14 protein-coding genes are annotated in these 17,908 nt (G+C 60.7%); all 14 read right to left on the bottom strand.

Annotated features, from left to right (window positions below; all coding sequences use genetic code 11):
• Positions 1–561 precede the first annotated feature (561 nt).
• Entirely contained in the window at positions 562–1,173 is a 612-nt protein-coding gene (locus VJR29_07470; protein HKY63243.1) for a hypothetical protein, read from the bottom strand.
• A 62-nt stretch (positions 1,174–1,235) separates the two neighbouring features.
• Positions 1,236–2,162, bottom strand: a complete 927-nt coding sequence (gene gspN, locus VJR29_07465; GenBank protein ID HKY63242.1) for a type II secretion system protein GspN — start codon at positions 2,160–2,162, stop codon at positions 1,236–1,238.
• Positions 2,163–2,165: 3 nt separating this feature from the next.
• Positions 2,166–2,789, bottom strand: coding sequence for a hypothetical protein (locus VJR29_07460; GenBank protein ID HKY63241.1), 624 nt, complete (start codon positions 2,787–2,789; stop codon positions 2,166–2,168).
• Position 2,790: 1 nt separating this feature from the next.
• Positions 2,791–4,374, bottom strand: coding sequence for a pilus assembly protein PilM (gene pilM, locus VJR29_07455; protein HKY63240.1), 1,584 nt, complete (start codon positions 4,372–4,374; stop codon positions 2,791–2,793).
• Entirely contained in the window at positions 4,375–5,691 is a 1,317-nt protein-coding gene (locus VJR29_07450; GenBank protein HKY63239.1) for a hypothetical protein, read from the bottom strand.
• A gap of 143 nt (positions 5,692–5,834) precedes the next feature.
• Entirely contained in the window at positions 5,835–6,518 is a 684-nt protein-coding gene (locus VJR29_07445; protein HKY63238.1) for a type II secretion system protein GspJ, read from the bottom strand.
• 23 nt (positions 6,519–6,541) lie between these two features.
• On the bottom strand, positions 6,542–7,099 hold the full coding sequence (locus tag VJR29_07440) for a prepilin-type N-terminal cleavage/methylation domain-containing protein (protein ID HKY63237.1): 558 nt from the start codon (positions 7,097–7,099) through the stop codon (positions 6,542–6,544).
• On the bottom strand, positions 7,096–7,845 hold the full coding sequence (locus VJR29_07435; GenBank protein ID HKY63236.1) for a prepilin-type N-terminal cleavage/methylation domain-containing protein: 750 nt from the start codon (positions 7,843–7,845) through the stop codon (positions 7,096–7,098). The genes VJR29_07440 and VJR29_07435 overlap by 4 nt, the downstream gene beginning before the upstream one ends.
• 77 nt (positions 7,846–7,922) lie before the next feature.
• A complete protein-coding gene (gspG, locus tag VJR29_07430) occupies positions 7,923–8,417 on the bottom strand; it encodes a type II secretion system major pseudopilin GspG (GenBank protein HKY63235.1) in 495 nt (164 codons plus the stop codon).
• A gap of 83 nt (positions 8,418–8,500) precedes the next feature.
• On the bottom strand, positions 8,501–9,727 hold the full coding sequence (gene gspF, locus VJR29_07425; protein ID HKY63234.1) for a type II secretion system inner membrane protein GspF: 1,227 nt from the start codon (positions 9,725–9,727) through the stop codon (positions 8,501–8,503).
• Positions 9,728–9,739: 12 nt separating this feature from the next.
• Positions 9,740–11,449 carry a type II secretion system ATPase GspE gene (gene gspE / locus VJR29_07420; GenBank protein HKY63233.1) on the bottom strand — a complete coding sequence of 570 codons (1,710 nt, stop codon included), beginning with the start codon at positions 11,447–11,449 and terminating at the stop codon, positions 9,740–9,742.
• A 162-nt stretch (positions 11,450–11,611) separates the two neighbouring features.
• The gene (gene gspD / locus VJR29_07415; protein ID HKY63232.1) at positions 11,612–14,002 is read right to left on the bottom strand and encodes a type II secretion system secretin GspD; all 2,391 of its coding nucleotides are present in this window, start codon (positions 14,000–14,002) and stop codon (positions 11,612–11,614) included.
• Between the two features lie 177 nt (positions 14,003–14,179).
• Complete coding sequence (gene gspC, locus VJR29_07410; protein HKY63231.1) at positions 14,180–15,109, bottom strand: type II secretion system protein GspC; 930 nt, start codon at positions 15,107–15,109, stop codon at positions 14,180–14,182.
• Positions 15,110–15,285: 176 nt separating this feature from the next.
• Positions 15,286–17,908 (bottom strand): carbamoyl-phosphate synthase large subunit (carB, locus tag VJR29_07405; GenBank protein ID HKY63230.1); only part of this gene is annotated, 2,623 nt, incomplete at its 5' end.

The following is a 17,908-nucleotide window of genomic DNA, read 5'->3' as shown; positions in this document are numbered from 1 at the left end:
GTCAAACATTGTGCTTGGGGAACGCGGGAGACCTCAACGCCTTGCTTAAGTGTTTATGCCCGGCCGGGGAGCCCGGGGACTCCTCCTCACTTTTTTCCCTGGCCCTCAAGCCGGGCCAGGGAAAGCTTGGTCCGTCGATATCTATTGGATGCTTTAAGGTGATCGACGGCCCAAAAGCCGTTCGGAGGATGTCCCCGGCCCTCCCCGGCCTACCTCCGTGCTGATGCAAGGTCATCCTGAGCGAAGCGAAGGATGACAGGTAAGCCAGGACAGCGGTAGGTCGGGGGTTGGGGGGAGGGTCCCCTCTCAAAATATCTCTGCAGGAGGGAGGGCGTACGAAGGCCGAGAAATCCGTCGGAGCAAAAAACTTAGGGGCTGACGAAGGAAGCCACTAAGTTTTATTGCGAAGCGGATTTCTCGGCCTGAGTAGCCCGACCGGGCAGAATTTTGAGAGGGGATCCTCCCCCCAACCCCCGACCGGGCAAAGACACCAAAGCCGGCGAAATCGCAAAAATCTAGATTGGAAGGTTGAAGGTGCCGACCAAAAAGGCCTGCTTGAAATCAGGCCAGACCAAGAAACTCTCCGACCTTAAAGAAGGTTCCTTTGCGGTCGGCCGGTCCGAAGGCTGCGATCATGGCATCGCCTAGATATTCGCCGACAGTTCTCTTGGCGCCCAGTCCCAGAGGAACATAATTGAGGCCCGTCCCCAAAGCATACCCACCGGCAAACGCGGCGCCAATACATCCTGTGCGGGCGACAAGCCCAGCCATACCTTCAAGAGCCGTGGCACTAGCGGCCGCACCCTGAGCTAAACGAGGAATGAAGTACTGGGCCCCAACGCCAAGAACAGCACCACTGATCTGATTCCCCATCTCGTCCGCATCGGAAACCCTGGGGTTCCCTTCGACGAGTTCCATCCGGTTCACCCATCCGGATACAGCTGCAGCCCCCAGGAAAGCTGGAATGGTGATCCTTCCCCAGATGACCAAACGGCTCATGCCCAAATCCATCATGGATTTTGTAAGAGCAGCCGTCATAGCTGTAAAACAAGCTGAATTTGCCGTCGTCAAGAGAACCGAACGAGGCGTGCTGGGCTTCCTTGAAAGATGCAACGGAGAAGAATTTGTGTTTTCAATGGAAGCCTTGGCCGGGTTGATCGAAAGCGGTTTCATTGGAGCCCCTTCTAATAATTTTGCTAACTTATCGCCAAAAGGCCAACTTAGTTGTTAAAAAATCAAATCGGCAAGTTAAAAGTTCCGACCCGGATGCTGGGCTTGGCGAGGCGGCCGGTGATGTTGAGCGGGTAGACGCCCTGGGGATTCTTCTGCTGCTCGATGATGAAGAGGAAGGGCAAGGCCTTGGACAATGCCTCGGTCAGCGAAAAGGAGCCCTGCAAGGCCAATCGGTAGTCCGAGGGCTTGAGCGCCTGGAGGCTGACCCGGCCGCTCAAGTTGAGGTCGAGGTCGCCGCCCTTGAGGGTGATCGACTTGATCTCGAGGCTGTCTCTCTGGACCTCGCCCAGGATGACCGAGTCCTTGCCGCCGGAAAGCTTGATCGCCGGAATCTCCATCGCGCTCTCCGGCGCCGTGGGATCCAAGGCCAGGCGGGTCGAGCCCATCGTGAAATTGATCAGCTTGAGGTCGATGTTCCCTGAATTCTTGGTGGGATCGGCCCGATGCAGCGACAAATCGATGTCGCCTTCCAGCGTGCCGGTCAACGGAACCTGGGCCTTGGCGCTGAGGAAGCCCAAATCGGCCAAGGGAAATTCGTCGAAATTGGCGCTGAAGACGGTCTCGTCGCCCTCTTGGCGGTAAGTCCCCTCGAGGTCGCCCTTGCTGCCCTGGACGTAATAATCGAAATCCATCTTCTGCGACATCAAGCCCAAGGGCGAAAAGCCGAGCTTGAGCCGGGGCGTCTTCAGCAAAAGCTTTTCCTGGTCGCCCACCCCTTCCGAGACCTTCAGATCCTTGAAGGTCAGGCTGCCGAAGAGGCTCAGGTCCAAGCTGCCGACGTCGATCTTGTAGCGGCCCTGGGTTCGGTTCTCGATCTCGGTCAAGATCCGCGACTTGAGGGCATCGGTCGGAAAGACCCAAACCAGCCAGAATAGGAAGAAGACGATTCCGGCGCCGAGATAGAATAAGACCGAGATCTTGGAACGCATCGCTTAGCTGCCTCCCCCCTCTTCGCCTTCGCCGCCGGGCTGGGCCGTGCTCACATAGGTGCTGACCTCGAAATTGGCGTCGAACTGCTGTCGGTTGTCGTAGCGCGGCTTGAGCTGGAGGCGTTTGATCTTGAGGCTCAGGTCGTTCTGGCTCTCGATGCCGTAGAGGAACTCCACCAGCTGGCTCAGCGGCAGCCGCGAGAGCCGAACCGCCACGACCACTTCCTCGAAGTCCTCGCCCGGCGTTCCCGGCATCTCCTTCAGGGAATCGATGTTCTGGCCGATTCCGCTCTGGGTGGCCAGCGACTCGAGCTTGGTCGTGAGCTGAACCTGGGACTTGGGCCGGATCCGGCCCTCGACCGCCTTGAACTTCGACTGGGCCTGCTGGTACTCGCCGAGCTTGTCGACGACCTTGCTGACGTTTTTCTCGTGGCTGTCGATCTGCTTCTCGAGCTTGCTCAAGCGCGAGGAAGCGCAGGCCACCGGGATGACGATGAGCAGGAGCAGAACGATGCCGATCCCGACCGCCGACAGGACCTGCTCGCGCGGCCCCAAGCCGAGGAAGGTGTTGTAGAGCTCCTCGATGTTGAGCCGTTCCTTGAGCGAGTATTTTCCGGACTTGGCCATATTACGAACCCACCACGTCAAACGACAGCGAGAACTTGATCTCGTCGCGCACGCCCTTGCGGACGTTGCCGGTTTGGACGTTCTTGAAGTACTTCACCTTCTCCATCGCCGCCTTGATCTTGTCGACGCCCTCGTAGGAAATCGTCCGGCCTTCGATCCGAACCCGTTCCGGCGCGATGTTGAGGTCGTCGATGTCGAGGACCAGCTCCTGGCGCGGCGGCACCGCGCCCGAGATCGCCTTGAGCAGCTCCAGCGAGCTGAGCTCGCCCGAGCCGGCCACTTTCTTGAGCTTCTCGTCGATCGCCGCGATCCGGCCGTTGAGGACGTTGACCGCCTGGGAGGCCGTGGAGCCGCCGCCCTTGGGCAGGTCCGGCACCGAGGCCTTGACCATCTTGGCGACGTTCTTGTTCATCGTGTCGACCTGGGAGGAGAGCGAGAAATAGGCGATGAGGAAATAAGTCAGGCCCAGGGCGGCGACCAAGCCGGCGGCAATGCCGATCTTCTTGAGCGAGCCGCCCAGCTGCTCGATGTCCTTCTTGTAGGCGAAGTCGCCGCGGCGGAAATTGATCTTGGCGCCCTTATTCGGATAGACCGCCCGGAGAGCCTCGGCGAAGGCGGTCGGGACGACGTGACGGGCGGCCTCCCGGTCCTGGAGCTCGGTGAAGGAATCGTCGAGGACGTCGAGCTGGCTGACGTTGATGTTCAGCCGGTTCGAGAAGAAGCCGTCCAAGCCCTGGAGCCGCGAGCTTCCGCCCGAAAGGTAGAGGGCCTCGATCGGCCGCTCGCCCGACTCGTTGAAGGCGAAGAGCGTCTGCTTGAGCTGCTGCTGGAGGTCTTCGACCACCGCGTAGACCGCTTGCAAGCCCGGATCCTCGCTGCCGGCGCTCACCTGGGCCCGGCGGTGCTTCCAGGCCTCGGCCTTGTCATAGGGGAGCTGGAGGGCCTTGGCGATGGCTTGAGTCAGGTGATGCCCGCCCCAGGAGAGGCAGCGGAGGCCCTTGATCTTGTTGCCTTCGAGGATGACGAGATTGGTCTTGGAATGGCCCAGGTCCAAAATCGCATAGAGGCCCTCCGGCGGCAGGAAGCCGGGCAGCGATAAATAAGAAAGGTCGATGGTGTCGACGCCCATGTAGCGCGGATCGACGCCGCTGACTCGGATCGAGCTCAGGAAGCGCTTGAAATCGGAGGCCCGCAAGTAGGCCGTCAAGGCCTTGGATTCCTGGGGGCTGGTCGAAAGCAGGGTGTAGTCGAAGAGGACCTCTTCCAGATCCAGCGGGATGACCGTCTCGAGCTCGAATTCCAGGGTTTGGTCGATCTTCTTGACGTTGCCGAAGGGCATGGTCAGGGTGCGGAAGGCGGCCATCGTTCCGGGCACCGCCAGCACGCAGGTGTCGTAGTTGATCGAGTTTTCCTCGAAGAACTTGGTCAGGGCGGCCGAGGCCGACTGTTCGTAAGTCAGGACCTCTTCGGCGACCAGCGGCACTTCGTAGAAGTTGACCAGCTTGAACTCGCCGAAGCCGCGCTCGACTTGGGCGATCTTCACCGAATAGCTGCCGAGATCGATGCCAAGAACGGTTTGGGGCATCTATTCCACCCTCCAATACAGGGTTTGCCAACGGTTGGCGTTGTTGTTCGAAGTGTCGAGAACGGCCTTGATCTTGACTTGGGTCTCGCCGACCGTCCCGATTCCGATCACGCCGAAGATGGTGTTGTCGTTTCGCAGCATGCCGTTGAAAGTGTTGCTCGAGGTCGTTCCCGTCCCGGTCGTTCCCCGGGCCGTGGTGCTCCCGGTGAGAGTGGAAGTCGGACCGGGAGTAGCCCCCGGAGTGCCGGTGCCCTCGCCGGTCCCGGGCGCGGTCGCTCCCAAAGCCCGGTCCAATTCGTTTGCCATAGCCTGAGTGTCGGGGCAACTGTTTAGCACGGCGTCATAGGCCTTGGTCAAGAGCTCGACATTGTCGTCCTTGAGGGGCTCCATCCGGTTGGAGTTGGATTCGGTGTAGGCCAAGATGAGGGATTTGATCACGGGCTCCTGGGCCCGGCAAGCGTAGATCTTGTCGTCATTCCCATAGACCGTGACGTACTTTTTGAGCTTTTGGAAGATGTCCTCGGTCATGCCCGGCACCATCGTCAGTTCCTCAATGCTGAGCAGCTTGCCGTTCTTCATCTTGATTTGGCCGGCGGCGGCCCCGGCCCCTTCCCGGCCCCTTTCCTGGCCGCCGATCTCGTTCTGGGCGTCATCGCGGTCGACGTAGTCGGCGATATTCTGGACCAGCTCCTTGGCGCCCCGGTAGCGATCGTCGAAGAGACCCTTGAACTCGTCGGTCAGCAGGAGGTGGTAGAGGACGTTCTTAAGCCGGTCATAGGCCGCATCGGTCGGGGCCAGGCTCAGGAAGGCGTTGAGGTTGATCTTGGTGTTTTCCTCGATGACCTCGGAGGAAAAGTCGCCCTCAAAATTGAGGAACTCGCTGTCCTGGAGGTTGAAGGCGCCCAAGGCCTGAGTCTTTTCGTCGGGCGGCGGAGCCTCCTCGCCCTCGCCTTCCTCGCCGCCGGGGCTGGCGGCCGGATTGGACATGCTAGCCATGCCCCGAAGCAGCTCGGAGCTGATCGGGATCATCACGTAGAGCGGCTCGACCTGGAAATTTTTACCCAAGCGGGAGCTGGCTTGGCTGGCCAAGCGCCGGGCTTCCTTGTCGTATTTGATCACGAGCTTGGTGAAGGCCAGGCCGGACTGGGCCAGATAATAGGCTTGGGTCCGCTCCTTCTCGTTCATGGCCAGGTTGTAGGTGACATTGGAATTGTAGGCGAACTCCACCACCACCCCGCTGAGCAGGGCCAGCGAGGCCAGGACCATCAAGAGCGCGATGCCGCGGGCGCGGCGTGTTTTTGCTAAAGTCGCGATCATATGCCTCTTACCCTCCCCCCTCGTGGGGGAGGGTGATCGCCGAAGGCGATCGGGAGAGGGGGTGCTGCATAAGCAGCATTCTCTTAACGCCTCCCCCTCTCCCGCCCCTTCGGGGCACCCTCTCCCGCAAGGGGAGAGGGCCGTTAAAAATTCAGCGGCTCCTTCAACTGAATCGGCGCCAGGGTCGTGAACGTGCTCTTCTGCTCGTCGTCGGGCAGCTGAGTTTCGATCGTGATCTTGACCGCCATCGGCAGGCGATTGTTGAAATCGATCGATTTCGAATCCCAGGTCTTCTTGTACTCGTCGTTCTTGCTGTCGAGGTACTCGAAGCGGATGTTATCCACGTATTCCAGGATCGGGTAAGCGATCCCGCCTTGCTGCAGATTCTTGTCGACCGCCGTCGACTGCCGTCGCATCAGGATCCGCAGGTTGGCATCGTCGGGCATCGGCGCCAGGTAATAGCTCACTTCGGCCGCCTCGCTCTCCTTGGAGTCGGCCAGGAAGCGGGAGTGGGACATGGTCACGAAATCGAGCCGCTGCTCCTGGCCTTCGAAGGCATATTCCCCGTCGAAGGTCGCCCCCAGCAGGTCCTTGCTCTTGATCATCACCGCCATCTCGAGGTCGTAGGCCATTCGGTCCATCGCCTGGGTCACCGAGTGGTTGGCCTCGTCGCGGCCCTCGGTGTTGGACTTGCTGTCCAGGATCTGCTGGGTCGCGACGAAGAGGGCCAGCGCCATCGCCGCGAGGATCGCCATCGCGATCATCACTTCGAGCAAGGTGAAGCCTTGCTCTTGGCGGGGCCTATTGTTTCTCTTCAAACGTTTCACTTTTCACGTTTCACTTTTCACGTCTAGTTGCTCAGCTTCGCAATGTGCGTGGTCACCACCAAGGACTGTTCCTCGCCCAATTCCTCCCAAATCACCTTGGTGCTGATCTCACGCACCGACTCGTTGATCTTCTTGGTGACCATCTGGGCCATGTTGCGCATCGCCGTCTCCGGCGCCTGGTTGGCCTCGCCGGCTTCCTCGCCGGTGCTGGTCGTCGGCCCGGCCCCGGGGGCCGGCGCGCCGCCGCCCTCCTCCGAGGGGGCATCGGCGACTTGGATCTCGACCTTCTTGACCGCGAACTCCCAGCGATAGCGGTCGAGCGGCGGGTCGAAAGTCCCGTTATCCTCGACACCCTCATCGGGAAACTTGCCCTTGTCCAAGTCCTTTTGCAGCTCGATCATTTTCTCGGTCATCTTTTGCCGGGCTAGGCCGGAAGCGATCTGAATGTTTTCGGCCCGGCCGCTGGCCCGCAGCGAATTGCCCTGGGCCACGTAGATCGAGACCAAGGTGATCGCCAGGATCGAGAGCGAGATCATGATCTCGATCAGGGTGAAGCCGGCTTCGGGGGAGCGGCGTTTCATTGCACCACCTCGCCGCCCCGGTTGACCGAGAGATCCTCGGGGTTGACTTCGAAGTACTCGCTGCGGATCCGAACCCGCCCGGTCATGGGATTGAGCTGGAGCGAGTAGAAGCTCTCCTCGTCCTCGTCGGTCAGATTGATCACCGAGGGCTCGACGAAGCCATTGGGGAAGAAATACACCTCGACCTTGCCCTGCTCGACCCTCGCCGGCAAATGCATGACGCTGATGTCCTTGATCTTGATGCCGGCCGGCATCCGGACCGGCCGGACCAGGCTTCCCTCCTCCTGGGCGAAGGAGGCGCCTTCGGGAGTGGCCTCGTCGTCCTTTTCGGCCTCGCGCTTCTTCTGGGCTTCGTCGACGATCCGCACCAGGTAAGGCTCCTCGCTGGACTCGACCCGGTAGCTTTGACTGTCGAGATCGAAAACGATGCGATAATAGCGGTTTTTGATGGCGGCTTCGTTGTAGAGGAACTTGATGGTGCCGGCCAGCTTGGCCGATTGGTCGCGAAGCTTGGCTTCATTGCCCGGAAAGAGCACCGCGACGCCCAGCCCCATCATCAAAGCGATGATGAGGACGACGATCATGATCTCGATCAGCGTGAAACCGCGTTCCGGGGAAGGATAGTTACCCACCTTTGAAAAAGGGGGGAGCGAGAAGGCAAAAGGCGACTTGGCCGCCAGGCAAACTTCTCGATGGAGTTTAACCCTTTCAGAACTTGTTGGGGGATTTAAACCAAGCCTCTTCATTAAAAATAAGCGGACGATTTTTGCCACCGCTTTAAATCCCCCCTGCCCCCCTTTTTCAAAGGGGGGAGAGACTCATTTTATTCCTCGGCGCCGCCTTCTTCCTTGACCTCGTAGTTCGCGATGTCGGCGTCGAAATCCTCGCCGCCCTCCTGTCCATCGCCGCCATAGGAGATGATCTCAATCTTATGCCCGGCCGTCCCGGGGGAATTGTAGACAAAATCGTTGCCCCAGCCGTCCTTGGGCAAGGACTTGAGGTAACCGTCGGGCGGATAGTTGTCGGGAACCTTGCCGACCGTCGGCTTGTTCACCAGGGCGACCAGACCCTGCTCGGTTGTAGGATAGGAACCATGGCGACGCTTGTATTGGTCGAGGGCGCCTTCGATGTTCTTGATTTGGATCTTGGTCGTCTCGACCTTGGATTCGTCGAGGTAATTCAAGACGTTAACCGTCACTAAGGCCGCGATCGAGCCGATGATGGCCACGACGACCATGATTTCGATGAGGGTCATACCGGCTTCTTTTTTGACGGCCTCGCCGATGCCGGTGTTTTCAGTGACTCCTCGTTGGGACATAGAAACCCTCCTTGAAAGATTCGAACGGCAGATATTGTCCAAATGTTCCATATTCTTCAACCTTTTTAAAAGGTCCCGCCAACTTAGCGAGCCATTTGATTTAATTTGAGAATCGGCAAAAGGATCGAGAGGACGATGGCCGCAACCACGGCACCCATCACCACGATCATCAAGGGCTCGAGCAGGGTGGTCAGGGTGGAAACCTTGGTATCCACTTGGTCATCATAGGTATTGGCCACTTTTTCGAGCATGGTCTCGAGCTCGCCGGTCTTCTCGCCGATGGAGATCATGTGGGTCACCAAGGGCGGGAATTGGCCGCTGCGCTTCAAGGGCTCGGCGATCGATTCGCCCTCTTTGACCGAATTCCGGGTTTCCTCGATGACCTCGGTCAAAACCATGTTGTCGACGATGCCCTTGACGATGTCGAGCGAGGGCATGAGTTGAACGCCCGCTCCCATCAGGGTCGAGAGGGTCCGGCAGAAACGGCTCACCGCGATCATCCGGAACATTTCGCCGAAGATCGGCATCTTGAGGCTCATCTTGTCGAACATCTTCCGGCCCTTGGGCTTAGCCTTGTATTTCTTGACGGCGTACCAGATGCCGATGCCCAGCAGGATGACCAAGTACCAGTAGTTTTGGACGAAGCCGCTCAAACCGACCAGGATCCGGGTCGGCAGCGGCAGGGTCGCCTTGGTGTCCTCGAAGATCTTGACGATCTTGGGAACGACGAAGACCAGCAGAAAGCCCATCAGGGCCACGCCGACGGCGCCCATCACCACCGGGTAAGTCAGGGCCCCGCGGACCTTGCTGCGGAGGCGGGCCTGGCCCTCGGTGAAATCGGCCAGCCGCAGCAGAACCGTATCCAGCGCGCCCGAGACCTCGCCGGCATGGACCATGTTGATGTAGAGGTCGCCGAAAATGTTGGGATAGGCCCGCATCGCGTCGGCCAGCCGGGCGCCTTCCCGGACCTTCTCCCGGATCTCGGAGAGGGCCGACTTGAGGGCGGGGTGTTCGATCTGCTCGACCAGGGCCGAGAGCGCGTCGACCAGCGGAATGTTGGCATTGATCAGGGTCGAGAGCTGCCGGGTCATGTTGGCGACGTCGCCGACCTTAGGCTTGTTGAAAAGCTTGGTGAAGCTGAAACCGCCGGCGACGCTGACGCCTCGCACTCTTCCGCCCTCGTTGACCTCGGTCGGAAAGACGCTGGCCTTGCGCAGCTTGGCCCGGGCCGCCTTGAGGTTCTCGGCGTCGATGATGCCGCTGACCTTCTTGCCGGCGGCGTCCATCCCTTTGTAGGAAAATACTGCCATGAATGGAAAATACTAACCGCGAACGACGTCTTCCTGCGTCACCCGCAAAATCTCCTCGATCGTCGTCTCGCCTTGCAAGACCTTATCGGCCGCGACCTCGCGCAAGGTCTTCATGCCTTTGTCCATCGCCTTGCGCTTGATGCTCGGAGCATCGACGTTTTTCATCACCAGCCCGCGGACGTCGTCGTCCATCATCATGATCTCGTGAACGCCCATCCGGCCGGAATAGCCGGTCTCGAGACAAGCGGCGCAGCCCTTGGCCTTGTAAATGTTCTTCCCGGCGATCTGCTCCCGGGTCACGCCGAGCTGCATCAGCTCGAAATCGCTGGGCGCATAGCGCTCGCGGCACTCCCGGCAGAGGGTTCGGACCAAGCGCTGGGCGATGATGCCGATGACCGAAGAGGCCACCAGAAAGGGCTCGACGCCCATGTCGATCAAGCGGGTCGCCGACGAGGCCGAGTCGTTGGTGTGCAGGGTCGAGATCACCAAGTGGCCGGTCAGCGAGGCCTGGATGGCGATTTCGGCCGTCTCTCTGTCGCGAATTTCGCCGATCATCACGACGTCGGGGTCTTGGCGCAGGATCGAGCGCAGGGCCCCGGCGAAGGTGAGGTCGATCTTGGGATTGACCTGGATCTGGTTGATGCCCGGCAATTGGTATTCGACCGGGTCCTCGACCGTGATGATCTTGAGATCGGTGGAATTGATTTGCGACAGCATCGCGTAAAGGGTCGTCGTTTTACCGGATCCGGTCGGACCGGTGACCAGGATGATGCCGTGACTGCGATTGATGAGGTCCAGCATCTGGTCGAGGGCCTGGCCTTGGACGCCGACGTGGCCCAAATCGAGCAAGACCTTGCTCTTGTCGAGGAGACGCATGACCACCGACTCGCCGAAGCTGGTCGGCAGGGTCGAAACGCGGATGTCGATATCCTTGCCCGCGGCCTTGATCCGGATGCGGCCGTCCTGGGGCAGGCGCTTCTCGGCGATGTTCAGATTGGCCATGATCTTGATCCGGCTGATGACCGAGTTCTGGGCCTTCTTGGGCGGATGCATGATGTCGTAGAGCACGCCGTCGATGCGGAAGCGGACCACCAGGTCCTTCTCGAAGGGCTCGACGTGGATGTCGCTGGCCTTCTGCTTGACCGCCCGAAAGATCAGCGAATTGACCAAGCGGATGATCGGAGCCTCGTCGTCGGACTCCAGGAGGTCCTGGGGCTCTTCCAGCTCTTGGGTGAGATTTTCGAGGTTCTCGTCCTGGAGGTCGCTCATCACCGTGCGGTCGGTCCCGGAGCCGCGGTTATAGACGGTATTGATCGCCTCGGTGATTTCGGCCGAGCTGGCGATGACCGGCCGGACGCTGGCGCCGTAAAGCAAACGGAGGTCATCCAAGGCCGCGATATTGACCGGATCGGCGATGGCCACCTCGACGTGCTCGGCGTTGCGGCTCAAGGGTATCAGCTCGTTCCTCTTGGCGAAATTGATCGGGACCGGGGCAATGGCATCGGAGGAGATGCTCTCGGCGTCGATCTTGCTCAGATAAGGGATGCCCAGCTGGATGCTGACCGCCTTGAGGATATCGTCGTGCTTCATGAAGCGAAGCTGCACCAAGGCCTCGCCGAGCTTGATGCCCTTCTCCCGCTGGACCAAAAGCCCCTCCTCGAGCTGTGACTCGGTGAGCGGCGTATTTTCGAGGAGAATGTTTCCCAGACTTTTGTCGAGCATGCCGTATTAAACCTCGCAGGGTGCCCTTGTAGCAAGGGGCTTATAGGGGGCGACCCTTGCGGTCGCCCAAGGCAAAGCTTTTGCCATCGCCGGCAGATTGGGCACCCGTCAAGGGTGCCCCTACCGAGGAACGCCCTCTTTCATGGCAAGGGTCTTCGCAAATTAACGGGCGTCGGAGCTATTGGCGGCCCTGAGCAAGTCCTGGCTATGGTCGCTCAGGCTGGAGGAATCGCTGGAACTCGATCCGCCGCCGCTCGGAGCCTGGGTGTCGATCGGAACCACCCGGGTTCCGGTGTCACTTTGGAAATCCCAGTTCTCACGTTGGATCTCCTTGCGGAATTCCAGGAGGTCGGCCGCGTGGTTGCGAATCGACTGGCGAATGACCTTTTGCTGGCCCTTGCCGTAATTGGTGGCGATGAACATGTTCCGCTCTTCGACCTTCTTCTGCAGGATCTTCAGGAAGTCCTTGGAATCGCGGATGATGTAGGGCCGCAGGAAGACCAGGATATTGGTCTTGGTCTTGACGGTCTTCTTCTGCTTGAAGAGGTTGCCCAGGATCGGGATGTCGCCCAGGAAGGGCACCTTGGTGGTGGTCATGGTGACCTTGTCGTCGATCAGGCCGCCGATGACGATGGTCTGCTGGTCCTTGGCCGCGACCACGGTCTCGACCGAGCGCTTGGTCGTCGAGGGTCCGAGAGAGGTCAAGACCACTTCGGAGGCGCCGGGGATGACGGTGGTGATCTCCTGCTTCAACTTGATCTTGACCACGTCGCCCTCGTTGATCTGGGGCTGCATCTTGAGCTTGATACCGACGTCCTCCCGGGTGACGTTGAAGGTGGTGTTGCCGCCGGGGGTCAAGGTGGTGCCGCTGGGGAAAGGCTGAGTGCCGCCGACGATGATCTCGGCTTCTTCGTTATCCAAGGTCAGCAAGTTGGGAGTCGAGAGGATGTTGACGTTGGTGTCGGTCTGCAGGGCGTTGAGGATGACGCCGAAGGTCGGGATCTGCAAGTTGGTGATCGTTCCGTCGGGATTGGTCACCGGAATGCTGGTGGTGTTTTGGCTGACCACGCCGGCCGCCAAACCGCTCAAGGCCGCGGCCGAGAGACCGGCCGCCGTGCCGCCCAAGGAGGAGCCGAAGCCCAGCATCGGCTCGCCGCCGGCGCTGAAGGTGCCGCCGCCTTGGCCGGAGACGCCGAGGGTCCGGTTCTTGTCGATGGTCAATTCCATGATGACGACTTCGACGTAAACCTGCTTGCGGGGTATATCGAGCTTGTTGATCACCTCGTTGGAGAGGGTCTGATAATCCTTGGCCGTCGCCGTGATGATCAAGGCATTGGTGTTTTCGTCGGCCGCGATCTTGACGCCGCCTTCAAACTCGGCGGTGACCTCGGTGGCTCCGACTTGACGGCCGGGAGTCGCGCCGCCCGGCGGCGTGCCGGCCGCCTGCTGGCGGCTGGTCTGGACGCTGGTCGCGGTGAGGGCGCCGAGCACGGTGGCCAAATCCTTGGCGTTGGCGTGCTTCAAGTAGTGAACGTGAATTTTGCCGTCGGTGCCGGCCTCGAGCTTGCGGTCGAGACGGGAGACCAGCTCCCGGACCTTGTTGAGCGCCCGCTTGCTGGCCAAGACGATGACCGAGTTGGTCCGGTCGTCGGCGATGACCTTGGAAAGATAGGGAGTCTCCTCGAGCTCGGGGCCGCGGGCCGCGGCGGTTCGGCGGGCGGCGGCCGTGGGCGCCCTTCCGGCCTGGGCCCGGTCCTCGGAATAAAGCTCGGTGATCTTCGAAGCCACGTCCTTGGCGCTGGCGAAGCGCAGCGGAATGATGTCGATGGTCTCGGAGGGACCTTCCTGATCAAGCTCCCTCATGATTTTGAGGAGACGGTCGATATTGGTGCCGGTGTCGGTGACGATCAGGGTGTTGGTCGCGGGATAGGCGAAGAGATTGCCTTCCTTGGAGACCAGGGTCTTGATGGCGTTGGACATCTCGAGGGCGCTGATGTTCTTCATTTGGACGATGCGGGTGATGAAGGCATCGGTGATCGGGCTATCGTCCCGGTAGATCGGCAAGGGGTTCTGGAGCGCCTCCTTCATCGGGATGACCTTGACCAGGTCGCCGGGCGCGTTGACCACGGTGTAGCCCAGGACCTCGAGGGCCGACAGGAAAGCCTGGTAGGCCTCCTCGATGGTCATCTTCTTCTCGGAGATGATGGTGACCTTGCCGCGAACCGATTGGTCGACGAGGAAGTTTTTGCCGGTGACCTTGGAAATTTGCTTGATGATCTCGCGAACGTCGGTGTCGACCGCGTTGAGGTAAAGGCCTTCGTCGGCGCCGGGGACCGGGGTGGCTCCGGGAGCGCTGGGAGCGGCGGCCCGGGTTTCGGCGGTCGGCCGGACCGGAACCGCCTTGGGAACGCTGAGCTCTTCATAAGCGGCGCCGGGGGTGCCGGTTCCGCCGGGAGCGGGTGGAGGTGGAATTTGGGCCAAGGCTCCGGCGGCGAACGTTGTCGTCACGCTGCCCAAGATGGAAAGTTGGACGAATCGGGTAAGAACTCGCATTGCGTTTCTTCTCCTTAAACTAAAGCGGAGCCGCTAGAGGTATGTCGTTTAAACGTGGTGAAGGCTTCGGAACTGCATGAAGGCTTCGGAAATACAGGCCCAATTTGGGTAAGTAGTTAACAAAACAGGCAGAATTATCAATTAAAAAACGACACCCCGTGGGAGCTAAAAATCCCCCTATTGGATGTCATACTCCAAAGTCGTCTTCTTGCCGTCCCGTTGGAGGTCGATGGTGATGTGGGTCGAATCCTTGAGGGTCCCGAAGATCTGCATGCCCTTTTGCATGTCCATTTCTTGGCCGTTGATTCGTTCCAGGACGTCATTACGGCGGAGGCCGAGCTTAGCAAAGATCGAGCCACCTCGAATGCTAAGCAGCTTGAGGCCGGTCGATTTGCCGCCTTGCATCTGAGGGACCGCCCGGATCTGAGTGAAGAGCTGGTCGAGGTTGGAAAGAGCGGCATCCAATTCGGCCTTGTCGACGACGAACTTGCCCTGCTCGGTCTGCTGGGCCACGTCGCCATCGGTCTTGGACGCCGTCGGCTTGTCCAAGGCCGAGCCGGGCTGACCGGTGGTCACCCCCCCGCCGAAGCGCTCGATCTCAGCGTATTCCAGCCGAGCGCCGTTCACGAACTCGATCCGGTCGGGAAGAATCTTGACGATCTTCACGCCCGGCGAAAACTGCTTCTCGTCCTCGACGGTGTAGATCTCGCCGGCCGCTCCCCCGGCCCCGCCGACCACCGTGGCGGTGGACCGCTTGTCGGTGCCGGCCCCCACCGAGAAGGTGCTGACCAGCTTGATCGGCAGCGAGGTCTTCACCGCCGGAGCGTTCATGTCGAGCTGGGTCGGCTCGGGGGTGCCGATGGCCATTTCCGGCGCCAGCTCCCGGGAGTCGAAGATATTGCGGTCGAGGATGATCTTGTACTCGTCGAAGCCGACCCGGACCCGGGCCGGCGTCGGGGCCGCGCTGATCCGGGCCACCTCGAGGTTCTTCTCGATCCGCAGCTTGGAGGCGATGAAGGTCGCGGCGATCTTGGCCAGGAAATAGCTCCCGATGAAGACCAGGAAGAGCTGAGCGACCCAGAGGTATTTTTTGAGTAAGATTCCCACCTTGCGAGGCCTGTTTATGTCTCGGTTTCAGGTTTGTGTCAAACGAGGCGTTGTCGTCGGGGCGACCCTTGCGGTCGCCCCGTCTGCGGCGATGTCAATCACCTTGCCTTGGGCACCCGCAAGGGATGCCCCTACCATCGACGCGCGAAATCGGAAAACAGTTGTACAATAATCCCTTAGCCGGCGGCCGAGCGAGCTTCTTTTTCCTCTTCGGGACCGGCCAAATCGACCTTCTTCCCATGGTAAGCCTGGAGGCTTTGGACCGAGAAACCCCGTTTCACGATGGCCTCGATGCCGCTCACCGCCGCGTTGGCCGCGGCCGTCGTCGTGAAATAGGGAATCCCGTATTCCAGCGCGGTGCGGCGAATCGAGTAGCTGTCCTGGGCCGAATTCTTGCCCAGCGGGGTGTTGATCAGCATGGCGACCTCCCCGGTCTTGAGCTTGTCGACGACGTGGGGCGAACCCTCGGCGACCTTGTTGATCGCCGCGCATTCGATCCCGTTTTGGGCCAGGAAAGCCTGGGTGCCACGGGTTGCCAAGAGGGAAAAGCCGAGGTCGCGGAGCTTGCGGGCCGAGCCCAGGATCTGGGCCTTGTCGTGATCGTTGACGCTGACGAAGGCCGCGCCGCGCAGCGGCAGGAAGGTGCCGGCGGCGATCTCGGCCTTGGCGAAGGCCGCGCCGAAGTCGCGGTCCAGACCCATGACCTCGCCGGTGCTCTTCATCTCCGGCCCGAGCAGGGTGTCGACGCCCGGGAACTTGGCGAAGGGCAGCACCGCCTCCTTCACCGAAAGATAGGACGGGACGATGGCCTTGGTGAAGCCTTGCTTGGCCAGCGAGATTCCGGCCATGGCCTTGGCCGCGATCTTGGCCAGCGGACGGCCGATGGCCTTGCTGACGAAGGGCACGGTGCGGCTGGCGCGAGGATTCACCTCGAGGACGTAGACGGTCTTCCCTTGAATCGCGAACTGGACGTTCATCAGGCCGACGACTTTGAGAGCCCGGGCCATCATGACGGTTTGGCGCTCGATCTCCTTGGCCAGCTCGCGGTCGATCGAGTGCGGCGGCAGGCAACAGGCGCTGTCGCCGGAATGGACGCCGGCCTCCTCGATATGCTCCATCACGCCGCCGATGATCACGGTCTTGCCGTCGGAGATGCAGTCGACGTCGATCTCGATGGCGTCCTGCAGGAATTTGTCGATCAGGATCGGATGCTCCGAGGAAGCCTGGACCGCGAACTTCATGTAACGGGAGAGGGCCTTGTCGTCGTAGACGATCTCCATCGCCCGGCCGCCCAGGACGTAAGAAGGCCGGACCACCACCGGATAGGTGATGCGCTTGGCGACCTTGAGGGCCTCGGCCAGGTTGCGGGCGGTGCCGTTGGGCGGCTGGCGCAGCTTGAGCTTCTTCAGCATGGCCTGGAAGCGCTTGCGGTCCTCGGCGATGTCGATGCTGTCGACCGAGGTTCCGAGGATCTTGAAGCCGGCCTTGTCGATGGCGTGGGCCAATTTCAGCGGCGTCTGGCCGCCATATTGGACGATGACCCCGAAGGGCTTCTCGCGCTCCAGGATATTGAGGACGTCCTCCTCGGTCAGCGGCTCGAAATAGAGCCGGTCCGAAGTGTCGTAGTCGGTCGAAACCGTTTCGGGATTGCAGTTGACCATGATGGTCTCGAAGCCGGCGTCGGAGAGGCCCATCGCGGCGTGGACGCAGCAGTAGTCGAACTCGATCCCCTGCCCGATCCGGTTGGGCCCGCCGCCCAAGATCACGATCTTCTTTTTCTTGGTGACCTGGGCCTCGTCCTCCCGCTCGTAGGTCGAATAAAGATAGGGCGTATAGGCCTCGAACTCGGCGGCGCAGGTGTCGACCCGCTTGTAGACCGGCTCAATCTTGGCCTTCTTGCGCAGGGCCCGGATCTGCTGGGGCTTCTTGCCGAGCAGCTCGCCCAAGCGGCGGTCGCTGAAGCCCATCTCCTTGGCCTCGCGGAGCAAGGGCTGGAAGGTCTTCGTCGCGGCCTTCTTGGCCTGCTTCTTCAACTCCTTCTCGGCCTCGACGATGTCGCGGATCTGGGCCAAGAACCAGGGGTCGATGGCGGTCAGCTTGAAGATCTCGGCGTCGCTGTAGCCGTGGCGCATGGCATCGGCGACGTACCAGATGCGCTCGGCATTGGGAACCTTGAGCTTTTCGTTCAGCAATTTCTTGGCGGCGGCGCCGAGTTTGCCCTTGAGCTTGGGCTCGAAGCCGGCTTGGCCGGTCTCGAGCGAGCGCAGGGCCTTTTGGAAGCTTTCCTTGAAAGTGCGGCCGATCGCCATGGCCTCGCCGACCGACTTCATCTGGGTGGTGAGGGTCGCGTCGGCGGTCGGGAACTTCTCGAAGGTGAAGCGCGGAATCTTGGTGACGACGTAGTCGATGGTCGGCTCGAAGGCCGCCGGGGTGTAGCGGGTGATGTCGTTCAAGATTTCGTCCAGGGTGTAACCCACCGCCAGCTTGGTCGCGATCTTGGCGATGGGGAAGCCGGTGGCCTTGGAGGCCAGGGCGCTGGAGCGCGAGACCCGCGGGTTCATCTCGATGGCGGTGAATCGGCCGGTCTTGGGGTTGACCGCGAATTGGATGTTGGAGCCGCCGGTGTCGACTCCGATGGCCCGGATGATCTTGAGCGAGGCGTCGCGGAGCCGCTGGTATTCCTCATCGGTCAGGGTCTGGGCCGGGGCGATGGTGATGCTGTCGCCGGTGTGGACGCCCATCGGGTCGAGGTTTTCGATCGAGCAGATAATGACGACGTTGTCCTTGGTGTCGCGCATC

The organism is bacterium, from assembly GCA_035281585.1.
Classification (GTDB): Bacteria; UBA10199; UBA10199; order DSSB01; family DSSB01; genus DATEDP01.
This window is presented reverse-complemented; position numbering and strand designations above follow the sequence as displayed.